General features: G+C 70.0%; 25 protein-coding genes. 13 read left to right on the top strand and 12 right to left on the bottom strand.

The annotated features are described in order from the left end of the window. Nucleotides 1-5: 5 nt before the first annotated feature. A complete protein-coding gene (locus Ahu01nite_RS28850; protein WP_203839797.1) occupies nt 6-1,040 on the bottom strand; it encodes an SIS domain-containing protein in 1,035 nt (344 codons plus the stop codon). Between the two features lie 263 nt (nt 1,041-1,303). Between Ahu01nite_RS28850 and Ahu01nite_RS28845 the strand changes: the two genes are divergently transcribed. After that, nucleotides 1,304-2,944 (top strand): tetratricopeptide repeat protein, encoded by a 1,641-nt coding sequence (locus Ahu01nite_RS28845; RefSeq protein WP_203839796.1) that lies wholly within the window; start codon nt 1,304-1,306, stop codon nt 2,942-2,944. A gap of 5 nt (nt 2,945-2,949) precedes the next feature. Here the strand turns inward: Ahu01nite_RS28845 and Ahu01nite_RS28840 are convergent, their stop codons facing one another. Further along, on the bottom strand, nt 2,950-3,165 hold the full coding sequence (locus tag Ahu01nite_RS28840; protein WP_203839795.1) for a biotin/lipoyl-binding carrier protein: 216 nt from the start codon (nt 3,163-3,165) through the stop codon (nt 2,950-2,952). Between the two features lie 117 nt (nt 3,166-3,282). Here Ahu01nite_RS28840 and Ahu01nite_RS52060 point away from each other — a divergent pair, with 117 nt between their 5' ends. Then, on the top strand, nt 3,283-3,357 hold the full coding sequence (locus tag Ahu01nite_RS52060; RefSeq protein ID WP_369814844.1) for a 50S ribosomal protein bL37: 75 nt from the start codon (nt 3,283-3,285) through the stop codon (nt 3,355-3,357). A gap of 67 nt (nt 3,358-3,424) precedes the next feature. On the opposite strand, the gene rsrA is transcribed toward Ahu01nite_RS52060, so the two are convergent. The 5 genes from rsrA to Ahu01nite_RS28815 all read right to left on the bottom strand — a co-directional run bounded on the left by rsrA (nt 3,425) and on the right by Ahu01nite_RS28815 (nt 7,398). Beyond that, nucleotides 3,425-3,709: a mycothiol system anti-sigma-R factor gene (gene rsrA / locus Ahu01nite_RS28835; protein ID WP_203839794.1), complete on the bottom strand. Its 285-nt coding sequence runs from the start codon at nt 3,707-3,709 to the stop codon at nt 3,425-3,427. After that, complete coding sequence (locus tag Ahu01nite_RS28830) at nt 3,706-4,539, bottom strand: sigma-70 family RNA polymerase sigma factor (RefSeq protein WP_203839793.1); 834 nt, start codon at nt 4,537-4,539, stop codon at nt 3,706-3,708. Before Ahu01nite_RS28830 ends, rsrA begins: the two co-directional genes overlap by 4 nt. Before the next feature lie 70 nt (nt 4,540-4,609). Further along, nucleotides 4,610-5,218: an alpha/beta hydrolase family protein gene (locus tag Ahu01nite_RS28825; protein WP_438874836.1), complete on the bottom strand. Its 609-nt coding sequence runs from the start codon at nt 5,216-5,218 to the stop codon at nt 4,610-4,612. A gap of 191 nt (nt 5,219-5,409) precedes the next feature. Then, nucleotides 5,410-5,805, bottom strand: coding sequence for a WhiB family transcriptional regulator (locus Ahu01nite_RS28820; protein ID WP_203839792.1), 396 nt, complete (start codon nt 5,803-5,805; stop codon nt 5,410-5,412). A gap of 756 nt (nt 5,806-6,561) precedes the next feature. Continuing rightward, nucleotides 6,562-7,398: an SOS response-associated peptidase gene (locus tag Ahu01nite_RS28815; protein ID WP_203839791.1), complete on the bottom strand. Its 837-nt coding sequence runs from the start codon at nt 7,396-7,398 to the stop codon at nt 6,562-6,564. Nucleotides 7,399-7,484: 86 nt separating this feature from the next. On the opposite strand from Ahu01nite_RS28815, the gene aroA reads away from it, so the two are divergent. From aroA to Ahu01nite_RS28785, 6 genes are all read left to right on the top strand, one after another. Further along, a complete protein-coding gene (gene aroA / locus Ahu01nite_RS28810; protein WP_203839790.1) occupies nt 7,485-8,852 on the top strand; it encodes a 3-phosphoshikimate 1-carboxyvinyltransferase in 1,368 nt (455 codons plus the stop codon). A 2-nt stretch (nt 8,853-8,854) separates the two neighbouring features. After that, nucleotides 8,855-9,907: a ribosome small subunit-dependent GTPase A gene (rsgA, locus tag Ahu01nite_RS28805; RefSeq protein ID WP_203839818.1), complete on the top strand. Its 1,053-nt coding sequence runs from the start codon at nt 8,855-8,857 to the stop codon at nt 9,905-9,907. A gap of 8 nt (nt 9,908-9,915) precedes the next feature. Then, nucleotides 9,916-10,731 (top strand): histidinol-phosphatase, encoded by an 816-nt coding sequence (gene hisN, locus Ahu01nite_RS28800; protein ID WP_203839816.1) that lies wholly within the window; start codon nt 9,916-9,918, stop codon nt 10,729-10,731. A gap of 29 nt (nt 10,732-10,760) precedes the next feature. Continuing rightward, nucleotides 10,761-11,612 carry a hypothetical protein gene (locus tag Ahu01nite_RS28795; RefSeq protein WP_203839817.1) on the top strand — a complete coding sequence of 284 codons (852 nt, stop codon included), beginning with the start codon at nt 10,761-10,763 and terminating at the stop codon, nt 11,610-11,612. 147 nt (nt 11,613-11,759) lie between these two features. After that, on the top strand, nt 11,760-12,500 hold the full coding sequence (locus Ahu01nite_RS28790) for an ATP-binding protein (RefSeq protein WP_239159220.1): 741 nt from the start codon (nt 11,760-11,762) through the stop codon (nt 12,498-12,500). 50 nt (nt 12,501-12,550) lie between these two features. Further along, on the top strand, nt 12,551-13,099 hold the full coding sequence (locus Ahu01nite_RS28785) for a DUF5709 domain-containing protein (protein ID WP_203839788.1): 549 nt from the start codon (nt 12,551-12,553) through the stop codon (nt 13,097-13,099). On the opposite strand, the gene Ahu01nite_RS28780 is transcribed toward Ahu01nite_RS28785, so the two are convergent. Together Ahu01nite_RS28780 and macS are read right to left on the bottom strand one after the other, a co-directional pair. Further along, nucleotides 13,096-13,725 carry a response regulator gene (locus tag Ahu01nite_RS28780; protein WP_203839815.1) on the bottom strand — a complete coding sequence of 210 codons (630 nt, stop codon included), beginning with the start codon at nt 13,723-13,725 and terminating at the stop codon, nt 13,096-13,098. The two genes, Ahu01nite_RS28785 and Ahu01nite_RS28780, sit on opposite strands and share 4 nt — an antisense overlap. A gap of 27 nt (nt 13,726-13,752) precedes the next feature. Next, nucleotides 13,753-14,853: a MacS family sensor histidine kinase gene (gene macS / locus Ahu01nite_RS28775; protein ID WP_203839787.1), complete on the bottom strand. Its 1,101-nt coding sequence runs from the start codon at nt 14,851-14,853 to the stop codon at nt 13,753-13,755. A gap of 65 nt (nt 14,854-14,918) precedes the next feature. On the opposite strand from macS, the gene Ahu01nite_RS28770 reads away from it, so the two are divergent. The 3 genes from Ahu01nite_RS28770 (at nt 14,919) to Ahu01nite_RS28760 (ending at nt 17,847) form a co-directional block, all read left to right on the top strand. After that, a complete protein-coding gene (locus Ahu01nite_RS28770) occupies nt 14,919-15,293 on the top strand; it encodes an ATP-binding protein (RefSeq protein ID WP_239159219.1) in 375 nt (124 codons plus the stop codon). Between the two features lie 207 nt (nt 15,294-15,500). Further along, nucleotides 15,501-16,496: a carbohydrate-binding protein gene (locus Ahu01nite_RS28765; RefSeq protein WP_203839786.1), complete on the top strand. Its 996-nt coding sequence runs from the start codon at nt 15,501-15,503 to the stop codon at nt 16,494-16,496. Between the two features lie 109 nt (nt 16,497-16,605). Then, the gene (locus Ahu01nite_RS28760) at nt 16,606-17,847 is read left to right on the top strand and encodes a family 16 glycosylhydrolase (RefSeq protein WP_203839785.1); all 1,242 of its coding nucleotides are present in this window, start codon (nt 16,606-16,608) and stop codon (nt 17,845-17,847) included. Nucleotides 17,848-17,857: 10 nt separating this feature from the next. Here Ahu01nite_RS28760 and Ahu01nite_RS51440 read toward each other — a convergent pair whose 3' ends face one another. Continuing rightward, the gene (locus tag Ahu01nite_RS51440) at nt 17,858-19,090 is read right to left on the bottom strand and encodes a chitosanase (RefSeq protein ID WP_275411787.1); all 1,233 of its coding nucleotides are present in this window, start codon (nt 19,088-19,090) and stop codon (nt 17,858-17,860) included. A 24-nt stretch (nt 19,091-19,114) separates the two neighbouring features. Then, complete coding sequence (locus tag Ahu01nite_RS28750; RefSeq protein WP_203839784.1) at nt 19,115-19,366, bottom strand: hypothetical protein; 252 nt, start codon at nt 19,364-19,366, stop codon at nt 19,115-19,117. Between the two features lie 100 nt (nt 19,367-19,466). On the opposite strand from Ahu01nite_RS28750, the gene malQ reads away from it, so the two are divergent. Beyond that, nucleotides 19,467-21,416 (top strand): 4-alpha-glucanotransferase, encoded by a 1,950-nt coding sequence (gene malQ, locus Ahu01nite_RS28745; RefSeq protein WP_203839783.1) that lies wholly within the window; start codon nt 19,467-19,469, stop codon nt 21,414-21,416. After that, nucleotides 21,413-21,592 (top strand): antitoxin, encoded by a 180-nt coding sequence (locus tag Ahu01nite_RS28740; protein ID WP_203839782.1) that lies wholly within the window; start codon nt 21,413-21,415, stop codon nt 21,590-21,592. The genes malQ and Ahu01nite_RS28740 overlap by 4 nt, the downstream gene beginning before the upstream one ends. A gap of 30 nt (nt 21,593-21,622) precedes the next feature. Here Ahu01nite_RS28740 and Ahu01nite_RS28735 read toward each other — a convergent pair whose 3' ends face one another. Then, on the bottom strand, nt 21,623-22,009 hold the full coding sequence (locus Ahu01nite_RS28735; RefSeq protein ID WP_239159218.1) for a hypothetical protein: 387 nt from the start codon (nt 22,007-22,009) through the stop codon (nt 21,623-21,625). Between the last annotated feature and the right edge of the window lie 128 nt (nt 22,010-22,137).

Genomic DNA, 22,137 nt, shown 5'->3' with positions numbered 1-22,137 from the left:
ATTTCTCAGAGGGTCGCGGTGACCTTCTTCAGACCGCGGGGTGCGTCGGGGTCCTCGCCACGGGCCAGCGCGAGCGAGAGCGCGAGCTTCTGCAGCGGCAGGATGTCCAGCAACGGCGCATAGCGCTCGTCCACCTCGGGCACGGCGAGCCGGCCGGAGGCTCCCGCGATGTCGTGGGCACCGATGGTCACGACGTCCGCGCGGCGCTCGCCGAGACGGGTCACCACGTCGGCCATGGAGCTTCCGCCCGGGCCGCTGCCCACGACGGCGAGCACGGGCACGTCGGGGTCGGTCATCGCGAGCGGTCCGTGCAGCAGGTCGGCGCCCGAGAAGGCCAGGGCCGGCAGGTAGGACGTCTCCATCAGCTTGAGGGCGGTCTCACGAGCCGTCGGGTACGCGTACCCGCGCCCGGTCGTCACCAGCCGTGACGCGAACCGGTAACGCTGAGCCAGCTCGTCCGCGCCGTGCTCACCGAGCGTGCGTTCGGCGAGCTCCGGCAGCTTGGCCAGCGCGTCCCGCTCCTCGGCGGCGGGGGTGCCGTCGCCGTTGCGGATTCCCTCGACGAGCAGCAGCAGGGCCAGCAGCTCGGCGGTGTACGTCTTGGTGGCGGCGACCGCACGCTCGTGACCCGCGGCGACGTCGACGGACAGCTCCGCGGTCGTGGCGAGCGTGGAGGCCGGGTTGTTCGTCACGGCGAGGGTCAGCGCGCCGCTCTCGCGGGCCACCTTGAGCACCTCGGTGAGGTCGGGCGAACCGCCGCTCTGGCTGACGCCGACCACGAGGGCGCCGGCGAGGTCGGGCCGCGCACCGTAGAGGGTGATCGCGCTTGGCGAGGCGAGCCCGACCGGGATCCCGAGCCGGATCTCCGTCAGGTAGGCGCCGTAGAGCGCGGCATGGTCGGAGGTGCCCCGGCCGACGAAGACGACGTGCTTGGGGCGGTGCTCGGCGACCTTGGCGGCCACCTCCGCGATCGCCTTGGCGGGCTCCCCCTCCAGCAACCGTGCGTAACCCCCCGGCTGCTCTGCGATGTCAGCAGCCATTCCCTGGCCTCGCTGCGTCACTGTTCCTCCCCATACTGCGCATTGACGCTCATTCGCTGCGCATTCTTGCACTTTTGAGTTTACAGAAGCAACGTTTCGAGCAGGACTGCGCATGGAATCGGGGACTGACAGATCGAGATCCGTCGCCTAGGCTCGCCTGCGGTGGCACGACGTGTGTCACCGAACGCGCGCAGCGCGGCGCGACCGGTAGGCGCGACCAGTTAGGTGCGACCGCAGCTCGCGCGGCAAGGGAAGGCACGGCGATGGACGATGCCCGGCGCTCGGCCGACAGCGACCTCGAGCAGGCCCGCGCGGCGCTCGAGCGTGGCGAGATGCACCACGCCGCCGGTTACCTGGCCGGTGCGATCGCGCACGCCCCGACCCTGCCCGAAACCCATGAGCTGCTCCGTCACCTCGCCGACCGCGCCGACGACGCCCTCGAGCTCTTCCCGATAGAGCAGCATGCCTTCGTCGGCACCGTCGTGGCGCGGGCCCACCTGCTCGCCGCCGCCGGTCACCCCGAGGACGGCCTGTCGCTGCTCGTGGCGGCCAGCGGCCACACCCCCGGTGCCGACTGGGCCGGCGTGCCCTGGGTCAGCGACCCCGACCTCGCCGAGCGCCTCGAGCCGGGCCTGCTCGCGCGCACGGTCATGCAGCTGTGCACCGCGATCGGCGACCCCGCGCCCGAGTCCAGCCGCCCCGCCCTGCAGCCCTACCTCACCCTCGTCAGCCGCGCGATCGAGGCGAACCCCGAACACGCGATGCTGCTCGGCGCCGGCTCAGCGCTGGCCCGTCGGCTCGGGGAGGCGACCCAGGCGGTGGAGTGGGCACTGCGGGGAGCCCGGCTGCGGCCCGCGAAGCTTTCCGAGATCTGGCTGGGGTACGCGTACCGCAGCGCCGGCCGCATCCCTGAATCCCTGGCCGCCCTGCGCCGCGCAGTGATGTACGACCCGAGCGACCTGTCCCTCTACGCGGACATCGCGGGCACCCTCGCCGACGCCGACCGCCTCGACGACGCCCTGAGCTGGATCAACCGCGCCCTGTCGATCGACCCGACGTTCGACTGCGCCGTGCACACCGGGCACCGCCTGCGGTACCGCGCCGACGGCGACCTCGCCCACCTGATCCGGCTCGCCGACTTCCAGCGCGACCACCCCGACGACAGCCACGAGCACACCGACCTGGCCGAGTGCTGCGCCGACCAGCCATGGCTGAGCCGGGTGCCGTCCGCGCCCGGGATGCCGGCCGACCCCACCCGCGCGCCCTATCCGGCACCGGGCCCCGGCGCGCCGCCCGGCTACCCCTCGATCGATGCCGTCGAGCGCCTGCACCGGGTCGCGCATCCGCTGTGGCCGAGCCCGCCGGCCGCGTACGACGCCGCCCTGGGTCTGATGCTCGTCGACCCGGATGATCTGCTGGCGCTCATAGCGCTCCCACCGGTGACACCCAGCACCGAGCTGGGCCGGGCGCTCGCCGCCCACGACCCGGCCCTCTGGGACCGTTGCGCGCAGGTCTGGGCGTGCCTGGGGCTGCTGCACCACGGCACGGACGAGCCATGGGCCGAATCCGCCCGCCGCCGCCACCTCGTTGCCCTCGCCACCGGCGGCCTCGACACGATCACCGAAGCGGCGCTCTTCGCGCTGATCACCTACGCCTGGGTCGACCCCTCAGCACGCGAGGACGTGGCCACCCTGGTCACCGCTCGCCTCGAGGACGCCGCGGACACCCCCGGGCTCGCCTGGTCGGTCGCGCACCTGCTGCTGGCAACGCCCGACGTGCCCGCCGCGGCCCGGTCACGGGCCACCGAGCTGGTGCAGGCCGAAGAGGAGCACGCGGTCTCACTCATCCCGCAGCAGCGAACGGGCCGCACCGGGCGGCTCCGTCGCTGGCTGTCCGGGCACTGACCCCGTCAGTCGATAACGGCGATCAGGTCACCCTCCTGCACCACGTCGCCCTCGTTGACGGCCAGCTCCTTGAGCGTGCCGTCGGACTCCGCGAGCACCGGGATCTCCATCTTCATGGACTCCAGGATCACCAGGGTGTCGCCCTCCGCCACCTCGGCACCGGGCGCGACCACGACCTTCCAGACATTGGCCACCATCTCGGCACGGATCTCGTCGGCCATGGTGTTGGTCCCCCTCCGCAGCGCTATCGGTGACTGCATCCAATCATGGCGGCGGGGGCCGGGCATCACGGGCCGTCTAGGATCGTCGGGTTGGTGTGCCAGCAGAGGGAGGCCGATATGGCTAAGAAGTCTCGCAAGAAGAAGGCTCGTAAGAAGAGCGCAGCGAACCACGGCAAGCGTCCCAACAGCTAGACCGTGGCAAAGCAGAGGGCCCGCAGCGTCAACCGCTGCGGGCCCTTCTCACGTCTCGACGCTGCCGTTACGGCAGGTATTCCCGGGTCTCCGACTCGATCACGTACTCGCTGAGCTTGATCTTCAACCGCTCGCGCAGCTCCGCCGGCGCCGTCTCGTCACCGCAGCAGCGGGCGACCAGCGCCTTCACCTCGTGCTCGATGCCGTACTCGCGCAGGCAGTCCGAGCAGTCGTCCAGATGGTCCTGGATCAGGGTCCGTCGATCGTCGCTGCACTCCAGATCGAGGTAGAGGTACACCTCGCTGATCACGACGCTGCAATCGGTCTTCTGGTCGTCGCTCACGTCGCTCACGCCTCCTGTGCGGCGGGAGCGCCGGAGTTACGGGTCACGCCACGGTCGGCGGCGTACTGCTCCAGCATGCCGCGCAGGTTGCGCCGGCCGCGGTGCAGGCGGGACATGACGGTGCCGATGGGCGTACCCATGATGTCGGCGATCTCCTTGTAAGAGAAACCCTCGACATCAGCGAGGTAGACGGCCAGGCGGAATTCCTCGGGCAGCGACTGCAGGGCATCCTTGATGTCGCTGTCGGGCAGCCGGTCCAGCGCCTCGGTCTCGGCCGAGCGCAGACCGCTGGACGTGTGCGACTCGCTCGACGCGAGCTGCCAGTCCGAGATCTCCTCCGTGGGAGCCTGCACCGGCTGGCGCTGCTTCTTACGGTAGGAGTTGATGTACGTGTTGGTCAGAATGCGATACAGCCACGCCTTGAGGTTGGTGCCCTCCTCGAACTGGTGGAACGCGGAGAACGCCTTCAGGAACGTCTCCTGCACCAGATCCTCGGCGTCGGCCGGGTTACGCGTCATCCTCAGGGCAGCCGCGTACAGCTGATCCACGAAGGGCAGCGCGTCACGCTCGAACCGCGCCCGGGCCTCCTCGGTCCGCACGCTGTTGCGCTCGGTCTTGCTAGTCCGCTCTGCTGGCGCCACCCGCACCTCTCCCCTCGACCCCGCCGAGGATACGGGTAGTGCCCCACCAGACGGCTCAAAAACCGCGGGTGTGCTGACACTCACCGATGATGTGGCGGGCGCGAGGGTCGCTGCGGGCCACTCCGGCGAGTGCAGCAACTCCTGCACCCTGCGGGCCTGCAGGCCATTGCGCTCTGCGAATCCGGTTGCGGCTTGCACTTCACGTGCCCCTTCCGACGTTCAGCCTTCCGGGTGGTGTAACGGCGCGGACCCCGTCAACATTCCACGCTCAGCCGGCCGATCCGCACCAACCGTGGCGCCCGAGCCACTCGGCCACCACAGCCACCGTCCCCGGCAGGTCGCGCCGCAGGTCGTGCGTCGCTCCAGGCCGCACGGCTACCTCTACCCGCCCCACTGCGACGGGTACGCCGAAAGCGTCCCGATCACCGTTGACCACCAGGGTCGGGAGGTCGGTAGGGAGTTCACCGGCGCGGCTCTTCTCGGGCTTTCCCGGCGGGTGCAGGGGGAAGGCGAGCGCCAGCACTCCCACGGCGCCGAGCGCGGTGGCCGTACGACAAGCGACCCTCGCCCCGCTCGACCGCCCACCCAGAATGAGCGGCTCACCGGCCTTCTTGATCTCCTCGACAACCGCCGTCCAGGCCTCATCGAGGTGTCCCGCAGGCGCTGGCGCCTTCCGCCCGGCGACCCGGTACGGCTGCGTGACCAGCGCGACTCTCACCTTGCGGGCGACGGCTGCATCGTGGACGGCCGTCAGATCCGGGGCGTCGACATCCCCGCCCGCACCGTGACCCAGAACCAGAAGTGAGGTCGCGTTATCGGGTTCGGTGATCTGCACACGCGCGGGGCCACGTGGAGTAGTTATCTCAAAACTGCGCACAGTTCCTATGTCTACCTGCTTCTCGATCTCCGCGTCCGGACGTCACGACGGCGGCCCATCGAATGATGAACCGCCGTCGTGATTGTCGCGACGCCCGCCCGCCGGTCTCGGGGCGCTACCTCCACCGGCTTCGGACGCTCATGTGCATTTTCGGTCAGCCGGCTTCTCGGTCAGCCCGCTGCAAGGTTGCCTCAGCCGGCTGCCGGCTCCAGCGTGAGCAGGCGGCGATCCTCCTCATCGGGACCATCATCAACAGCATCACCGTTGGCATCGACCCGCTCCCGCCAGGCAACGAGCATCGCCCGGCGCTCCCGGGGCGTGGTGCCACCCCAGACGCCGTGGCAATCGCCGACCTGCAGGGCCCAGGCGAGACAGGCGCCCTGAACGTCACAGGCCCCGCAGAGCGACGTCGCGCCATCGGTAGGCTCATTCGGCGCCGGGAAAAACGTCTCCGGATCGACCGTGCGGCAGGCGCCTCGAGTGCGCCAGGCCTCGTCGGACTGGCGTTCCGCGATAGCTCCCAAGAGCCTCGGATCCCGCCGAGCAATAGCAACTTCATGTGGACGCGGCATACGTGCGCGTGTCATCAGCCCACCTCCCCCGTGGGTACCGGTAGAGCCGTGGCGACAAGGTCCGCACCGTGCCAACCGTCACCACACCGGCGCTGGTTTCTATCGCACGAACCAAGATCAGAACAAGGGGCTTGTCTATCTCGTAACAAACCTTGCTATTTAAAATGCCTGCATATCCCCACGAAACGAACCCCGTCGTCCGACTTTCCGGGAAATTAGACACACCCCAAGTCGATCACGTCACAACCCCCGACGCGCCCCTTGCGGTATCCAGCAACGAGACTCCGCGCATCCCCAGCGGACTCCCACTCCAGCCCGACAAACCTACCGAACCGGACCGCCCCCCGAATTCCACCCCACCCACTGAACCGATCCCCCGGCCCGCCCCGTGTCTCCCACATGTCCCGCCGCATCCCCGACCGCTCGAACCCCCGCCCCGCCCACAGCCGTCGCGCGCTGACACTCCGCCGCCTGGGTGGGCACGGTCTGGGTGAGCACGGTCTGGGTGGGGGCCGCCCGGCTCGACGCGATCTGAGCGGGCACGGCCTGAGCGGGCACGGCCTGAGCGGGCACGGCCTGAGCGGGCACGGCCTGAGCGGGCACGATCTGGACGGGCGCGGCCTGAGCGGGGGACCCCACGCTCAGCGCGATCTGAGTCGACGCAGTCTGGCCCAACGCGATCTGAGCAGGCGCGGACTGGGGCGCTGCGAGCTGGGGCGCTGCGGATTGGGGCGCTGCGGATTGGGTGGGCAGGGTCGAGATGGGCATGGTCTAGTTCAGCGCGTTTTGGGCTGGGGCGGGACCGGTCGGTGCGGGCTGGCCGGAGGCGGGCTGGTCCGGGTCCGGCAGGAGCGAGAGTTGGGTGGGCTCGGATGGGGCGGGCCTGGTCGGTGGGGTCGAGGTGATCAGGTCGGGGTCGTTGTTGCGGACGTTGCCGACGCGGGGGCTGACCGGCCGAACCTCGATTGTTGCCAGGGCGTCATCCGGCATGGGCTGGAGCAGCTCGTCGGGGTCTCCGCCGCCGGCGAGCCAGGTGTCCCAGCGGTGGTGGGGCAGGATCAGGGGCATGCGGTCGTGGACCGTTTTCAACGTTCCCTGGGCGGCCGTTGTCAGGATGCTGCAGGTGAGGGTTTCGCCGTGCCACATCGTCCAGATGCCGGCGAAGGCCAGGACCGAGGAGTCCTGCGGCGTCATGTAGTAGGCCTGGCGTTGCTTGCCGGATCGGACCCATTCGTACCAGCCGTCGGCCGGGATCAGGCACCGGCGGCGCTGGAAGGACGGGGCGAAGGCTTTGGACGTGGCGACCGTTTCGGCTCTGGCGTTGATCATGCGGGCGCCGGCTCGGGGGTCTTTGGCCCAGGGTGGGAGGAAGCCCCAGCGGGCCGTGTCGACGACGCGGGCGGCCTGGCGTTCCGAGACGCGGATCACGGGGACCGGGTCGGTGGGTGCGACGTTCCAGCTCGGCGCGGGCCATTGCGGGGCGGCCTCGGCTGAGGCGGGCTCGCGTGGGTCTTGCCCCTTTTGAGCCATGGTTTCGGCAATGGGGACGGCGTCGAAGAGCTGGCCGAGGTCGGCCTCATTCTTCGTCGTCGCGTATCGCCCGCACATGAGCCCGACAGTACGCCGCACGCCGCACCCCCGCTGACCCGTCCGAGCCGCACCGCGCCGATTTCTTGTCGCACCCGACCGGCACAATGGGGGCCGTGACAGCAGCAGCACGTCCCTGGACAGCACCGGTTGCGACCGGGCCCGTTGTGTCGGCTCTGAGCCTGCCCGGCTCCAAGTCGATGACCGCCCGTGCGCTGGTCCTCAGTGCCCTGGCCACGGGTCCGTCCCGGATCGTCCGGCCGCTGCACGCCCGTGACACCACCCTGATGGCCGCGGCCCTGCGCTCCCTCGGCGCCTCCATCAACACCGCCGGCCCGGCAACGGACCTGCCGGCAGCGCCGGCAGCAGCAGGCGCATCAACCGGCATATCCGCCCACGGCTCAGCAAACGGGAGTGCGGTCTGGACGATTGAGCCGGGGCCTTTGCGGGGGCCGGCCACGGTGGACGTCGGGCTGGCGGGGACGGTGATGCGGTTCGCTCCGCCGGTGGCCGCGCTGGCTGATGGCACGGTGACGTTCGACGGGGATCCGCACGCGCGGAACAGGCCGCTGCGGCCGATCGTGGAGGCGTTGCGGTCGCTCGGGGTGGTGATCGACTCCAAGGGCGGGGGGTTGCCGCTCGTGGTGCGGGGCACCGGGGTCGTGGCTGGCGGCGAGGCCGTGATTGACGCTTCCGGGTCCAGTCAGTTCGTTTCGGGGTTGCTGCTGTCGGCGCCGCGGTTCAGCAAAGGGCTGGTGTTGCGGCATGAGGGGCCGCCGGTTCCGTCGGCGCCTCATCTGCGGATGACGACGCACATGTTGCGGGCGGCCGGGGCGGTCGTTGACGAGAGCGTGCCCGATGTGTGGGTTGTCGAGCACGGTCCGCTGGCCGGGCGGGATTGGGTGATCGAGCCGGATCTGTCGGGGGCGGCGCCGTTCTTCGCCGCGGCGATGGTGACCGGGGGCGCCGTGACGCTGGCCGGGTGGCCGCGGGAGAGCTGGCAGCCGGTCGGGATCCTGGTCGACCTTCTTACCCGGATGGGTGCCGAGGTGAGTCAGGACGATGACGGCCTGACCGTCCGGGGCACGGGGGTGCTGCACGGCATCAGGGCCGATCTGTCGGAGGTCAGCGAGCTGACTCCGGTGATCGCGGCTCTTGCGGCGCTGGCCGACTCTCCTTCCTCTCTTCGGGGGGTGGCGCACATCAGGGGGCATGAGACCGACCGCATCGCCGCGCTGGCCCGGGAGTTGGGCAAGGTGGGTGCCGGGGTGACCGAGTTCCACGACGGGCTGGACATCGCGCCGGGGCCGCTGCGGAGTGCGGTTTTTGAGACTTACGCCGATCATCGGATGGCACATGCCGCGGCTGTGATCGGCCTCGTCGCTGAGGGCGTGGAGCTGAGCGACGTAGCGTGTACCTCCAAGACCCTGCCCGAGTTCCCTGAACTCTGGGCCGGCCTCGTGACAGGGAGCTGAATCTGCCGGCGCGCCAACGGGAGTACGACGAGGACGACGTCCGGGTCCGACCGGGTAGATCGTCACGTCCACGTACGCGAACCCGGCCCAAGCATGAGGACGCGATCGACGGTCTGGTCATCACCGTCGACCGCGGCCGGTACGGCTGTGTGCGTGAGGACGCCGACAGCCAGGACGAGTTGATCACCGCGATGCGGGCCCGGGAGCTGGGCCGCAAGTCCGTGGTTGTCGGCGACCGGGTGGCACTTGTCGGTGACACGACGGGGGCGCCGGGGGCGCTGGCGCGGATCGTGCGGATCTCGGAGCGCACGTCGGTGCTGCGGCGCACGGCGGACGACGACGACACGACTCCCGAGGGTCGCCTCGAACGGGTGGTGGTGGCCAACGCGGACCAGTTGGTGATCGTGAGCGCGCTGGCCGACCCGCCGCCGCGGACCGGTTTCATCGACCGTTGCCTCGTGGCGGCGTACGACGCGGGGATCGAGCCTCTGCTCTGCCTGACCAAGGCGGACCTGGCCGGGCCCGCTCAGGTCCTCGACTACTACGCCGAGCTTGACCTTCCCTATGTGCTGGTGCAGCCGGAGAGCGACCTGGCCGAGCTGCGCGAGCATCTGGCGGACCGCATCTCGGTCATGGTCGGCCACTCCGGGGTCGGCAAGTCCACCCTGGTCAACCGGCTGGTGCCGGATGCGCTGCGGGCCACCGGCGTGGTCAGCGCAATCGGCAAGGGCCGGCACACGTCGACCAGTGCCGTGGCGCTCCGGCTGCCGCGGGTGAAGAAGAAGGGCGACCCGGGCTGGATCGTCGACACCCCGGGCATCCGCAGTTTCGGGCTGGCCCATGTGAGCGCCGACAGCCTGCTGCACGGCTTCCCCGACCTGGTCGAGGGCACCGTGGACTGCCCGCCCAACTGCGGTCACACGACCGCGGATGCCAACTGCGCCCTGGATGCCTGGGTCGCGGCGGGTAAGGCCGACCCGCGCCGGCTCGCGTCGTACCGGCGGCTTCTCAGCAGTCGCGCCGGAGATCTGGATCCCAGAGACCACATCGAGTGAGAGAGAACATGTACGCCGACGACCTCGCCCTGGCCCACCTGCTGGCAGACACCGCTGATTCGATCTCCATGGCCCGGTTCCGCGCCCTGGATCTGCGGGTGGAGTCGAAGCCGGACCTGACCCCGGTGTCGGACGCCGACACCGCGGTTGAGCAGGCGATCCGTGCGACGCTGGCCCGGGCGCGGCCGCGGGACGGCGTGATCGGTGAGGAGTTCGGGAGCTCGACGGCGCCGGCCGGGACGGGCAATCGGCACTGGGTGATCGACCCGATCGACGGGACGAAGAATTTCATCCGGGGGGTGCCGATCTGGGCCACCCTGATCGCGCTGGTGGAGGGCGATCGCCCGGTCGCCGGTCTGGTCTCCGCGCCCGCGCTGGGACGCCGGTGGTGGGGTGCCGACGGGCACGGCGCGTTCGCGGGCAAGCACCAGCGGTCGGCCACGCGGATCTCCGTGTCGGGCGTCAAGGATCTCAGCGACGCCAGTTTCTGCTACTCGAGCCTGGCGGGCTGGGAGGACGCGGACAAGCTCGAGCCGATGCTGGGCATCATGCGCGACACGTGGCGCAGCCGGGCGTTCGGTGACTTCTACGGTTACATGCTGCTCGCCGAGGGGTCGGTGGAGATCATGGTGGAGCCGGAGTTGTCGCTCTGGGATGTGGCGGCGCTGATCCCGATCGTCTCGGAGGCAGGCGGGAAGATCACCGATCTGACCGGGCAGCGCGCGCCGGGCGATGGCAGCACGGTGGGCACAAACGGTCACCTGCACGAGGAGATCTTGGAACGGCTGGGCGGCGGGCAGAACTGGTCTATCCTCGCCGGGTGATCTCCGCGGGCTGGTTCTTCCTGGCAGGGATGATCGCCGCTTACGGGGTGGCGAACCTGTTGCAGTCGATGGCGGCAGCGCGCACGACGGTGCATCACACGTTCGACCCGCAGTTACTGGTCCGGCTGGCCGGTCACCGAACGTATCTGCTGGGCGTGGGCTGCCAGGTGCTCGGGTTCGTGCTCGCCTTCCTGGCCCGCCGGGACCTGCCGCTGTTCCTGGTGCAGGCGAGCGTTGCCGCGGGACTCGGCGTGACGGCGCTGCTGGGCGTACTCATCCTGAAGTGGAGCCTGCCCGTCGCCGAGATCGCGCTGCTCACCCTGCTGCTGGCGGGGATCACCGCTCTGGTTCTGTCGGCGCAGCCGGCTCACTCGCGCCAGCTGGGGACGAGCGCGGTGGTCGGGCTGGGCGTGGCGGTCGCGGTGATCGGTGTGCTCGGTTTCTTCTCGGTACGCCTCCACGGCGCCCTCGGCTCGGTGGTGCTGGGTTCCCTGGCCGGCATCGCGTTCTCGGCGGCGGCCATCGCCGCCCGGCCGCTGGCGAACGAGCACTCCGCCGCCGAGGTCGGGGCCAATCCGCTGCTCTACCTGCTGGTCGTGCACTCGATCATCGGGCAGTTGCTGCTGGGCATGGCCATGCAGCGGGGTTCGACCACAGCCGCGGTCGCCGCGATGGACGCCGCCGGTGCTGTGCCGGCCGCGATTGTCGGGTTGTTGCTGCTGGGTGACCGGATCCATCCCGGGCGCGAGTGGCTGGCCGGGCTGGGTTTCGTGGTCACGCTCGCCGCCGTGATCGCGCTCACCCGTTACGCGGAGCCGCAGCACCATCACGCGTCCCGCACCCACGGTGAGTGTGCGCCTCTGCCTACCACCGCGCACTGACCCGTTGCTGTGCATGAGCTATGGGTGACTGGGTAAAGCATCGTCATGGACGCGCTTCACTTATCCGTCGAATGAGACTTTACGGCTGATACTTGCTCCGACCCGGGAAATGCGAGAATCTTCCACGTTATGCACAATGGAGCGATCATGCCGAGCGAGGTCCGACACCAGGTGGACGGCGGGCAGACCTATCCGGTCGTCCGGCTCGCCGGGGTGCTCGACTCCGGGTCCGCCCCCCTCGTGCGTTCCGCGGTCGTCAGCGTGCTCGCAGGCCAGCCCGAAGCGGTCGTGGTCGACGTCCGGGCGCTGACCCTGGGCCATCCCGACGCCGCCGACGTGCTCGAGGAGCTCGCCCGGGAAGCGGCCGACTGGCCGTGTGCCCGCGTGGTGCTCTGTGCGCGGGATGACGCGAAACTGTGGCACCTGCCGTCGTGGCCGACACCGGAGGACGCGTTCGCCGGGCTAGGTGAGCCACATCCGGGCAATTTTCTGAGCCTCGCCCTGGAGCCGGTCATGGGTGCCGCCCGGCGCTCGCGGGAACTGGTCGCCGAGGCGTGCGAGCGCTGGGACCTGCCCGATCTCGCCTCACCGGCCAGCATCGTGGTCACCGAGATGGTCAACAACGTGGTGGCGCACGCGCACACCGACATGACTGTGCTGCTGGGCCGGCACAGCGGGCGGATGACCGTGGCGGTGCGGGACAGGTCCGCCACGATTCCCCGGTTCACGAGGAGTCCGGTGCCCGTCACCTCGTACGGTGGCCGGGGCCTGCTCCTGATCAATTCTGAGGCCGGCGCGTGGGGCAGCTTGCCCCTGCCCGGCGGCAAAGTCGTATGGGCCGCGCTGAAAACGGGCGCCCCGCAAAACGGCTCAAAACCAGGCGAGTAATACCTCGAGCGCAGGCATGGCACCCCGCAACCGTGGGTAACCTCCGGAGCATGCGAGACGACGACTACCCGACCGAGGTCTCCGATCCCGAGGCGTCCGGCCTACCCGACACCGCCGACGACGACTCGAGCGCGTATGACGAGGTCGACAGCGTGCGCTGGGCCGACGGCGCCGACCCGGCAGCACTCGCCGGTGTGGGACCGGGCGGCTCCAACCGCTTCGGCGACACCGCGGAGGAGGCCCGCGAGGGCGAGTCCTTCGACGCCCGGCTGCGCCAGGAGGAACCCGACTTCGGCGCGGAGGACGAGCAGAGCGGTCCGTACGACGAGACCGTCGGCGACTCCGCCCAGCGCCGGCTCGACGCGGATGTCTGGGGTGAGAGCCCGACCTCGGACCCGAAGTCCGCGATCTCGCTCTACGACGACGGCCAGCTCGACGCCGACTCCCCGCGCACGGTGGGCCGCCTGGTGGAGACGGACGAGGGTTACGGCAACGACGACGAGGCCGACAGCATCGCGTACGACGCGGGTGCGGCGGGCGGCGGCGCGAGCGCCGAGGAAGCCGCCATGCACGAGACCAACGCGCCCCGCTACAGCTAGTCGAGCCCCTGCTCGATGGCGTAACGGGTGAGCTCCACGCGATTGTGGAGCTGGAGCTTGCCGAGCGTGTTCTGCACGTGGTTCTGCACGGTCCGGTGGCTGAGGACCAGCCGTTCCGCGATCTGGCGGTACGACAGGCCCTTGGCCACCAGCCGCAGCACCTCGGTCTCCCGCTCGGTCAGCTTGGGTGCCGCGTCGTCGGCGCCGGCGGGTTCGACGGCGAGGCGGCGGAATTCGCCCAGCACCAGGCCCGCCAGCCCGGGTGTGAAGACCGTGTCTCCCGCGGCCGTGCGCTCCACGGCGTCCAGAAACTCCGCCTGCCCCGCGGACTTCAGCAGATATCCCGAGGCCCCGGCCTTCACGGCGTCGAGCACGCTCTGCTGCTCCCCGCTGGCCGAGAGCATCAGGACGCGTACGCCCGGCACCGCGGCCAGCAGCCCGGTGATGACCTCGACCCCCGAGATGTCGGGCAGTTGCAGATCGAGCACCACGACCTCGGGCTTCGCCGCCGCCGCGATCCGGACCGCCTGCCGGCCCTCGCCGATCGTCGCGACGACCTCGTAGCCGGCCGCGGTCAGGTCCCGGGCGACCCCGTCACGCCACATCGGGTGGTCGTCCACCACCATCACTCTGAGTGCTGCCACCGGGACAGCCTATCGAGGCACGGACATCTCCACCTCGGTGCCCTCGCCGGGCGACGAGGTGATGCTGACGGTGCCCCGCAGGTCAGCGATGCGACCGCGGATCGACTGCGCCACACCGAGCCGCCCCTGGGTCTGCGCCTCGTCGAGGCGGTCCGCCGCGATGCCGCAGCCGTCGTCGCGCACACTCACCGTCACCGCCGTGGGCTCGTCCTCGACCAGCACCCACACCTTCGTGCCGGGGTCGCAGTGGCGGTTCACGTTGTCCAGCGCGGCAGCGACCGCGGCCGAGATCTCCGCGGCGACCCCTGCGGGCAGCCGGACCGCTCCGGCCGGTGCCGCTACCGAAACCGTCTCCGACGCGTACGGGTCGAGCAGCGCCATCAGATCCGTCTCGGCATGCTCGTCGACGGGCTCCGCGGCGCGACCGGTCACCAGCGTGCGCAGCGCTGCTTCCTGCTCCCCCGCGAGCCGCGCCAACTCCCCGGCCTCGCCGTCGAGCCCGGTCCCACGCCGCTTGACCAGCGCGAGGACCTGCAGCACCGAGTCGTGGATGTCACGGGCCAGCCGCTCGCGCTCGCGGGTCGCCGCCTCGAGCTGGATGGCTCGTTCGAGTCGCTGCTGAGCCACCTCGGCGACGTTCACCAGATAACCGACCGCCAGCGCCGCCATCAGCATCAGCACCGTGCCCGTGAACCCGGCCTGGTCGTAGTGGCCGCGGACCAGGATGTCGGTGGTGCCCATGGCCAGCGCGGCTGCGATACCACCCCGGCGGCCACCCGCGACCGCCCAGGCGATGACCGGCGCCACGTGCCACGCCACGGCGAGGGTGGGCCTGCCGGTGCGGAGCGCGTGCTCGCCCACGATGTAGGCGCTGGACGCCATCACGCCCATGACGACCAGCAGGTCGGCGACGAGCAGCGGCGGACGGCGGCGGGCCTGGTCGGCGTACGCATAGGTGGTGAAGAGCGTCCAGGCCGCCGTGAGGGCGAGCACCGGCCAGGCGAGCATGGGATGCGCGTAGAACCCGACGTTGCGCACGACCAGGATCGCCACGTAGATGAGGGCGGCGATGCGGTAGACCGCGATGGCGCGCCACAGCGATTCCGCCATGAGCTGACCCTACTCAGGCAGCGAATTGATCAGACGTCGCTTACCGTCGAAGCATAGGCACGGAATTGTTGATCTCCGAGGTGTTCGGCGCCGAGCGGGTTACCCCGCTGCGGCATGCCGTCGCGGGCCGGGCCGGCGAGGCGGGTCTGGGTGGTGACCGCCTGGACGACTTCGTCGTGGCGGTGAACGAGCTCCTGACCAACGCCGTGCGCCACGGCGGTGGGACCGGGCAGATCACGATGTGGTGCATCGACGACGCGGTGGTGTGCGAGGTCCGCGATCACGGCACCGGGGTGGGTCCGCTGCACGCGGACAAACCCGCGCTCGACGAGCCCGGCGGGTGGGGCCTCTACCTCGTCCGGGAGCTCACCGACACATTTGCCATCACAACCGGCCCGGAGGGCACGGCGGTCCGCATCTCCACGCACATCACCGCGTGAAGCCCGAATCCGCCGGGTGAGACCTCAATCCGCCGGGCTGAAACCTGAATCTTTTTTTAAGTCCGGGCTCTGGACTTGACGTTTCGACGCAGATCTTCTTAGGTCTCACTGACACATAAGCATCACCACGTTTCTCTGCGTGCTCCTTTCCGGGCACTTCGGGAGACATGGCGACACCTGAGCCTCACCGCCCCCGGAGGTTTTCCCGTGCCGCGACACAGCGCACCGCAGCAGCCTTCCCGGCTGCGTCCCCGACTCCTCGTGACGCTGGTCGTCGCCGCTACCGGCCTCGGTTTCGCCATCTACCTGCCCAGCCGCAACGACACCGCCGACGCCTCCGAGCGCTCGCGTGGCGCGGCCGGATTCCTGCGCGAGCGCAACCGTGAGCGCCCGCCGGTGGACGCCTTCGCCGACAGCTTCGACGGCAGGTCCGGCAGCACGGTCGACCCGGCCAAGTGGGCGTTCGCCACGAACCGCGCCGACAACGGGCTCGAATTCAGCGAGAGCACCCGCAACGCGAGCCTGGACGGCGAGGGCAAGCTCGTGCTCACCGCACGCGCCGACGACGGCAACCGCACCTCGGCCCGGCTCCTGACCAAGAATTCGTTCCAGCGCGAGTCCGGCGTGCTCGAGGCCCGCATCAAGGTGACCGGTGGCGACGGGATCGAGCCGGCCCTCGAGCTGGTCGGCACGGGCCGCAGCGATGCCGCGATCAACCTGCTGGCCGCGGCGGTGCCGGGTGACTTCCACACGTACGCCGTGAGCTGGACCCCCAGCACCATCACGCTCACGGTGGACGGGGCCGACGTACGCAAGATCGACGCGGCGGGCGTACAGACGGATCAGCAGTTCGGTCTGGCTCTGAGCCTGCGGGCCCGCAACAGCGCGACCCTCCCGGCGAGCATGGTCGTCGACTTCGTCAAAATTGCCGGAGCCGACGGCGACGGCGCAACGCCCGCGCCGTCCGAAAGCGCGACCGCGGCCCCGAGCGAAAGCCCGAGCGCGGAGCCAAGCGCCACGCCCAGCGAGAGCCCCAGCGCGACCCCGAGTGCGAGCACCCCGCCCTACTGGGAGCCGTTCAAGCCCTACACCGTCGGCCAGGTCATCTCGTTCGAGGGCGCGAACTACGAAGTCCTCGAGGCACACACCTCGCTGCCGGGCTGGGAGCCGACCGCGGTGCCCTCGCTGTTCAAAAAACTCTAGAAAAACGTTATCCCGGGGTGAAGAGGCAGTCTCCCTTGACTGAACGTAGTCAAACTGTAAAGACTGCGAACATATCAACGGTCCTCTTCCCCCCGGAGGCTCCATCCCCATGCGTAGAACACGCGTAATGCTCGCGGCGGCCGTCGTCGCCCTGACTCTCTCGAGTGGCCTCTGGGCCGCTTCCCGTAACGACTCCGCGGACGCCGCCATCGGTGGCATCACGTGGCAGGACGAGTTCAACGGCGCCGCCGGGTCCCCGGTCGACGGCTCCAAGTGGAAGTTCGACACCGGTGGCGGCGGCTTCGGCAACAACGAGCTGCAGTACTACACGACGTCGACGAGCAACGTGCAGCAGGACGGCCAGGGCCACCTCGCGATCACCGCCCGCAAGGAGAACCCCGCCAACTACCAGTGCCACTACGGCACCTGCCAGTACACGTCGGGCCGCATCCTCACGGCCGACAAGTTCTCGCAGACGTACGGCCGGTTCGAGGCCAGCCTCAAGATCCCCAAAGGTCAGGGCATCTGGCCGGCGTTCTGGATGCTCGGCGGCAGCAACTGGCCGACGACCGGCGAGATCGACATCATGGAGAACGTCGGGTACGCCCCGAACACCGTCTACGGCACCGTGCACGGCCCGGGCTACTCCGGCGCCGGCGGCATCGGCGGGAACAAGAGCCTCAGCGCTCCGCTCAGCGACGCCTTCCACACGTACGCCGTGGACTGGTCCCCGAACCTGATCGTCTGGACCGTCGACGGCCAGGAGTACTTCCGCGTCACGCCGGCCAACATCAACGGCAACCAGTGGGTCTACAACCACAACTTCTTCATGATCCTGAACGTGGCGGTCGGCGGTAACTGGCCCGGCAACCCGGACGCCAGCACGGTGTTCCCGCAGACCATGCTCGTCGACTGGGTCCGCGTCTCGGGCTACACCGAGGGCGGCACGACCCCGCCGCCCGCGACCGGTGCCACGGCGTTGAAGTCGAACCTGAACGGCCGCTGCCTCGACATCCCGAACGGCAACGCCTCGGACGGCGTACGCGTCCAGATGTGGGACTGCAACAACGCCACCGCGCAGAAGTGGTCGTTCGAGAGCGACGGCACGCTGCGGGGTCTCGGCAAGTGCCTCGACCCGGCCGGTGGTGCGCTGACCAACGGCACCCCGCTCCAGATCGTCAACTGCAGCGGCAACCCGGTGCAGCGCTGGACCCTCTCGGGCGCCGGTGACCTGGTGAACCTGTCGGCGAACAAGTGCGTCGACATCAAGGACAACAACTCCGCCAACAACGCGGCCCTGCAGCTGTGGGACTGCGCCGGCACGGCCAACCAGAAGTGGGCCAAGGCCTAGGACCCTCGGATCATCGCCCCGTTGAGAATTGGTCGCCGTAGACGCGCCAGCTCAGCGGGGCGTCGAGGTCGAGGTTGCTGGCCCGCAGGAAGATCCGCTGCGCGGTCTCGACCCGGCTGACGTCGCTGTGAGCCTCTTCCGTACGCATCTCGGCGACCCGCGCGTTCAGGAAAGCGCTCAGCCACACCGTCTCGTCGCCGCCCTGCTTCGGCGTCCTGGCGACCCGCATGGCGGCCGCGCGAATGCCCCGCAGCCCCGACACGCCGTGCATCACCGCGGCGTCGTAGTAGGCGAACTGCCCCAGCGCCCGGAGACCGTCCGTGGTCGCCATGGTCACCGCGGGATTGAAGTACATCCGGTCCCGCTCGTCCTCCTGGACCTTCTGGAAGACCGGGTCGGTCGCGGCCGATCTCCAGGCGCCGGCATAGCCCGGGTCAAGGCCCGCGTGCGAATCCGAGCCATCCACCGTACGCAGGGCGGGCAGATACTTCGCGAGCTTGTTCTCCGGCTTGCGGCGGGTGTACTCGCCCACCACCGCCAGCATGTCCGAGGTCCCGGAGCAGAATCCGATGATCCCCGCCGTGTAACCGCGCCCGTCCCCGATGTCCTCGATGTAACCGAACTGGCCACGCCAGTCGAGCGACGAGTTCTCCGCGCTGGAAACCAGCTGGAACGCCAGCTCCTTCTTGCGCGGATCGGTGAGCCCGGTCGCCGCGGCGGGCGAGCCGGTCGAGGCAGCTCCCGGCACGACCGGGCCGGGACCGTACACCTGGAGTTCGGTGAGGGAGAAACCCGAGGCCCGGGCCCGCTGGGTGGCGAGCAGCCGCAGGTAGCGCCCGGCGCTCTTGAGCCGTTTCACGTCGTCGACGCCGCCGTCACCGGAGGCGGTCGCATAGGCGTCGCTCCAGGCCGCGCCGTCGGCTGACATCTGGATGCGGTAGCCCCGCGCGTACGCGGCGGTCCAGTTGATCCGCACCCGGGTGACCTTCTGCGTGCGTCCCAGGTCGACCCGCAGCCACTGGCTGCCCGCGGCCGCCCCGGTGGTCCACCTGGTCTCCGCGATGCCGTCCACCGCCAGCGTGGCCGCCGTGCCGGGGCTCTGCACGCTCGACGCCAGCACGGGACGGCCCCGGGAGAGCAGCAGGTCCGGAGCCGCGTCCGCGGTCACCGAGATGACCAGGGGCACCGTGCAGACGAGGGTGATGCCCACCCCCAACGCGACGACGTTCGCCCTGATCCCCACCCTTGAAAAGGTAGGGGGGCGAGGTCATCGACGTTTGCGGTTCCGCGAAATCAGAACGATGGCCAGGACGATGCCGCCGACCACGAGCAGGCAGCACAGGCCACCGAAGATCGGGAGGAAGCCGCCCCGGCTGCGGCGGCGGTACTTCACGGCCTCGATGGCGACTCCGTCGACGCCCTTGCTCGCGGCCCAGGCGTGCACCGGGACGACCAGCGTCAGCGTCGCACCCGTCATCGCCGCAGCCATCCGGCCCCACCACTTCACAACAGCAGACATGTGACCCAGTGTGACCCGTCCCCGCAAGACCCGTGGCACTGGACTACGACACGGCACGGCAGGGTAGTGACTAACAGGGACTTTCTGATGAGGGGGCGGAGTGGACGCTGAGCTGACAGCGCTGGCCGAGGCGCACGGGGTGGCCACCTGGTACGAGGACTGGCACCGCGAGCGCAAGGACGTCTCGGCGGAGTCGGTGATCGGCGTGCTGGGGCTGCTCGGCGTCGACGCGGCCACGCCGGCGTCGGTCGAGCGGGAGCTGGCCACCATCCGCACCGCCCGTGAGCAGCGCAAACTGCCCGGCACGATCGTCGCGCGGCTCGGGGAGGCCCAGCCGCTGGCGACACCCGGTGTCGTGGTGCTGGAGGACGGCACCGAGCGCGAGGTCACCGCCATCCCGGCCGACCTGCCGCTGGGCTGGCACGAGCTGCGCTCCGGCGGGCAGGTCGTGACGCTGATCGTCGTGCCCACCGAGCTTCCCGAGCCGCCCGAGACGTGGGGCTGGATGCTGCAGCTCTACGCGCTGCACTCCGCGGCGTCGTGGGGCATGGGCGATCTCGGTGATCTGCGCACCTTCGTCGAGCACAGCCAGGGTGCCGGGCTGGTCCTGCTCAACCCGCTGCACGCGATCACGCCCACGCTGCCGGTGCCGTCGTCGCCGTACTCCCCGTCGAGCCGGCGCTTCTCGAACCCGCTCTATCTGCGGGTTGCCGACACCGACGCGTACCGCCGGGCGGATCCGCCGCTGAAAGAGCAGGTGGACGCGCTCAAGCCTGGGCCCGCACCGGACGGCCTGATCGACTACAGCGCGGTCTGGCAGGCCAAACGAGCCGCCCTGGAGCTGCTCTGGCCGCTCGCCGGCGAGATCGACCTGGACGCCGACCCGGGGCTCACGGATTTCGCGACGTTCTGCGTGCTGGCCGAGAAGCACGGCGCCAACTGGCTCGAGTGGCCGGCCGAGGTGCGCCGGCCCGACACCGCAGCGGTCGCGGAAGCCCGTAAGAGCGACCGGGTCGCCTTCCACGTCTGGCTGCAGCAGCTGCTCAACCAGCAGCTCGACGCCGCCAACGAGGTCGCCCGGGAGCACGGCATGCCGGTGGGCGTGGTGCACGACCTGGCGGTCGGCATCGACCCGAGCGGCGCCGACGGCTGGCTGCTGCAGGACGTGCTCGCCTCGGGCGTGCACGTGGGTGCGCCGCCGGACGCGTTCAACCAGCTCGGCCAGGACTGGGGGCTCGCCGCGTGGCGCCCCGACCAGCTGATCGAGACCGGGTACGCCGCCTACCGCGACATGCTGCGCCGCATCTTCCGGCACGCGGGCGGCCTGCGGGTCGACCACATCGCCGGGCTCTGGCGGCTCTGGTGGGTTCCGCCGGGCATGGGCGCGGCCGAGGGGACGTACGTCTACTACGACCCGGACGCGATGCTCGGCATCCTCGCGCTCGAAGCGCACCGGGCCGGCGCGGTGGTGATCGGCGAGGACCTCGGCACCGTGCAGCCCGTGGTGACCGAGACCCTCGAGCGGATGAACATGCTCGGCTCGGCGGTGCTCTGGTTCACGCGCGACTACAAGGACGATCCCGACGAGGGCTACCTGCCTGCATCCCGCTATCCCCGCAACGCCCTCGCCACGATCTCCACGCATGACCTGCCGACGGCCGCGGGCTTCCTGGTCGGCGAGCAGGTCCGGATCCGCGCCGAGCTGGGTCAGCTCGCCGGGCCGGTGGAGAACGAACGGGCGTACGCCGACAAGGACCGCGCCCAGTTGCTCGCCCGGCTGACCGAAGAGGGTCTGATCACCGCGGCGAGCACCCCCGACGAGATCGTCCTGGCGATGCACGCGTTCCTGGCGCGGACGCCGTCGCGCCTGATCACGGCGTCGCTCTACGACGTGCTCGGCGAGCTCGACCAGCCCAACCTGCCCGGCACCACCGACCAGTACCCCAACTGGCGGATGCCGCTCAAGCAGGGCCTGGAGGAAATTGTGGTGGACCCGCGGTTCGTGCGGGCCGCCGAGGTACTCAGCACGAGGAAAGGTGCGACACGATGAGCTTCCTGGACAAGGCGAAGGACTTCGTCGACAAGCATGACAAGCAGGTCGACCAGGCCCTCGAGAAGGTCGGCGACGAGGTCGACAAGCGCACCGGCCACAAGTACTCGAGCCAGGTCGACCGTGGGGTGGACGAGGCCCAGAAACGTACGGGCGACGGCGACACCCGCGTGTAGTCAACCCTCTTGCAGGTCTGCCGCCCCTGGTCAGACAGCCAGCGGTTCCGGCCCCGGTTCGTCGTCCATCGCGAAGAGCATCGGATGGACGGCGAGCCGGGTGTCGCGTTCCCGGCAGCGCGCCGGTGGCAGCAGCGACGAGCTGTGCCCCGGGTGCTCGGCACAGTGCCGCATCGCGCGATTGATCGCATCCGGGTGATGCCGCCCGCCGCCGTATTCGCCGCAGCCGGCGCAGTCCCAGCGCCAGTAGCCGGGCCCGTCCTCCGACTCGAAGCGGCGGATCCTCAACGGCGGCCCGGCCCGATGCTGTGCGGCCGCCAGGATGGCCGGCATCTCCCCCGTCGGCGGCGGATCCACCGGTCGCCTCGGCGCCGTGCCGATGATCTCGGCCAGCGCGCTGATTCCCGTACCTGACACCGCTTCACCCCCGCGTTCTTGATCCGGACCAGTGTGGACCGACGTGCGGGCCCCTGACCGGCACTTTCGCGGATCCGGGGGCACTGTTCACCCGCAGTGATGCACCCCATACGCATCGTTTCCACGCT

The organism is Winogradskya humida (genome assembly GCF_016862215.1).
GTDB lineage: Bacteria > Actinomycetota > Actinomycetes > Mycobacteriales > Micromonosporaceae > Actinoplanes > Actinoplanes humidus.
The sequence above is the reverse complement of the archived record's forward strand: the minus strand, read 5'-3'. Positions and strand labels throughout refer to the sequence as shown.

Excerpts from the sequence above, each read along its gene's own strand:
- Ahu01nite_RS28760 (WP_203839785.1), top strand. The coding sequence starts at position 16,606 with ATGCGTAGAACACGCGTAATGCTCGCGGCGGCCGTCGTCGCCCTGACT.
- macS (WP_203839787.1), bottom strand. The coding sequence starts at position 14,853 with ATGGCGGAATCGCTGTGGCGCGCCATCGCGGTCTACCGCATCGCCGCC.
- Ahu01nite_RS28795 (WP_203839817.1), top strand. The coding sequence starts at position 10,761 with ATGATCGCCGCTTACGGGGTGGCGAACCTGTTGCAGTCGATGGCGGCA.
- Ahu01nite_RS28815 (WP_203839791.1), bottom strand. The coding sequence starts at position 7,398 with ATGTGCGGGCGATACGCGACGACGAAGAATGAGGCCGACCTCGGCCAG.
- Ahu01nite_RS28840 (WP_203839795.1), bottom strand. The coding sequence starts at position 3,165 with ATGGCCGACGAGATCCGTGCCGAGATGGTGGCCAATGTCTGGAAGGTC.
- Ahu01nite_RS28845 (WP_203839796.1), top strand. The coding sequence starts at position 1,304 with ATGGACGATGCCCGGCGCTCGGCCGACAGCGACCTCGAGCAGGCCCGC.
- aroA (WP_203839790.1), top strand. The coding sequence starts at position 7,485 with ATGGGGGCCGTGACAGCAGCAGCACGTCCCTGGACAGCACCGGTTGCG.
- Ahu01nite_RS28850 (WP_203839797.1), bottom strand. The coding sequence starts at position 1,040 with ATGGCTGCTGACATCGCAGAGCAGCCGGGGGGTTACGCACGGTTGCTG.
- hisN (WP_203839816.1), top strand. The coding sequence starts at position 9,916 with ATGTACGCCGACGACCTCGCCCTGGCCCACCTGCTGGCAGACACCGCT.
- Ahu01nite_RS28820 (WP_203839792.1), bottom strand. The coding sequence starts at position 5,805 with ATGACACGCGCACGTATGCCGCGTCCACATGAAGTTGCTATTGCTCGG.
- Ahu01nite_RS28785 (WP_203839788.1), top strand. The coding sequence starts at position 12,551 with ATGCGAGACGACGACTACCCGACCGAGGTCTCCGATCCCGAGGCGTCC.
- Ahu01nite_RS28780 (WP_203839815.1), bottom strand. The coding sequence starts at position 13,725 with ATGGTGGTGGACGACCACCCGATGTGGCGTGACGGGGTCGCCCGGGAC.
- Ahu01nite_RS28750 (WP_203839784.1), bottom strand. The coding sequence starts at position 19,366 with ATGTCTGCTGTTGTGAAGTGGTGGGGCCGGATGGCTGCGGCGATGACG.
- Ahu01nite_RS28790 (WP_239159220.1), top strand. The coding sequence starts at position 11,760 with ATGCCGAGCGAGGTCCGACACCAGGTGGACGGCGGGCAGACCTATCCG.
- Ahu01nite_RS28740 (WP_203839782.1), top strand. The coding sequence starts at position 21,413 with ATGAGCTTCCTGGACAAGGCGAAGGACTTCGTCGACAAGCATGACAAG.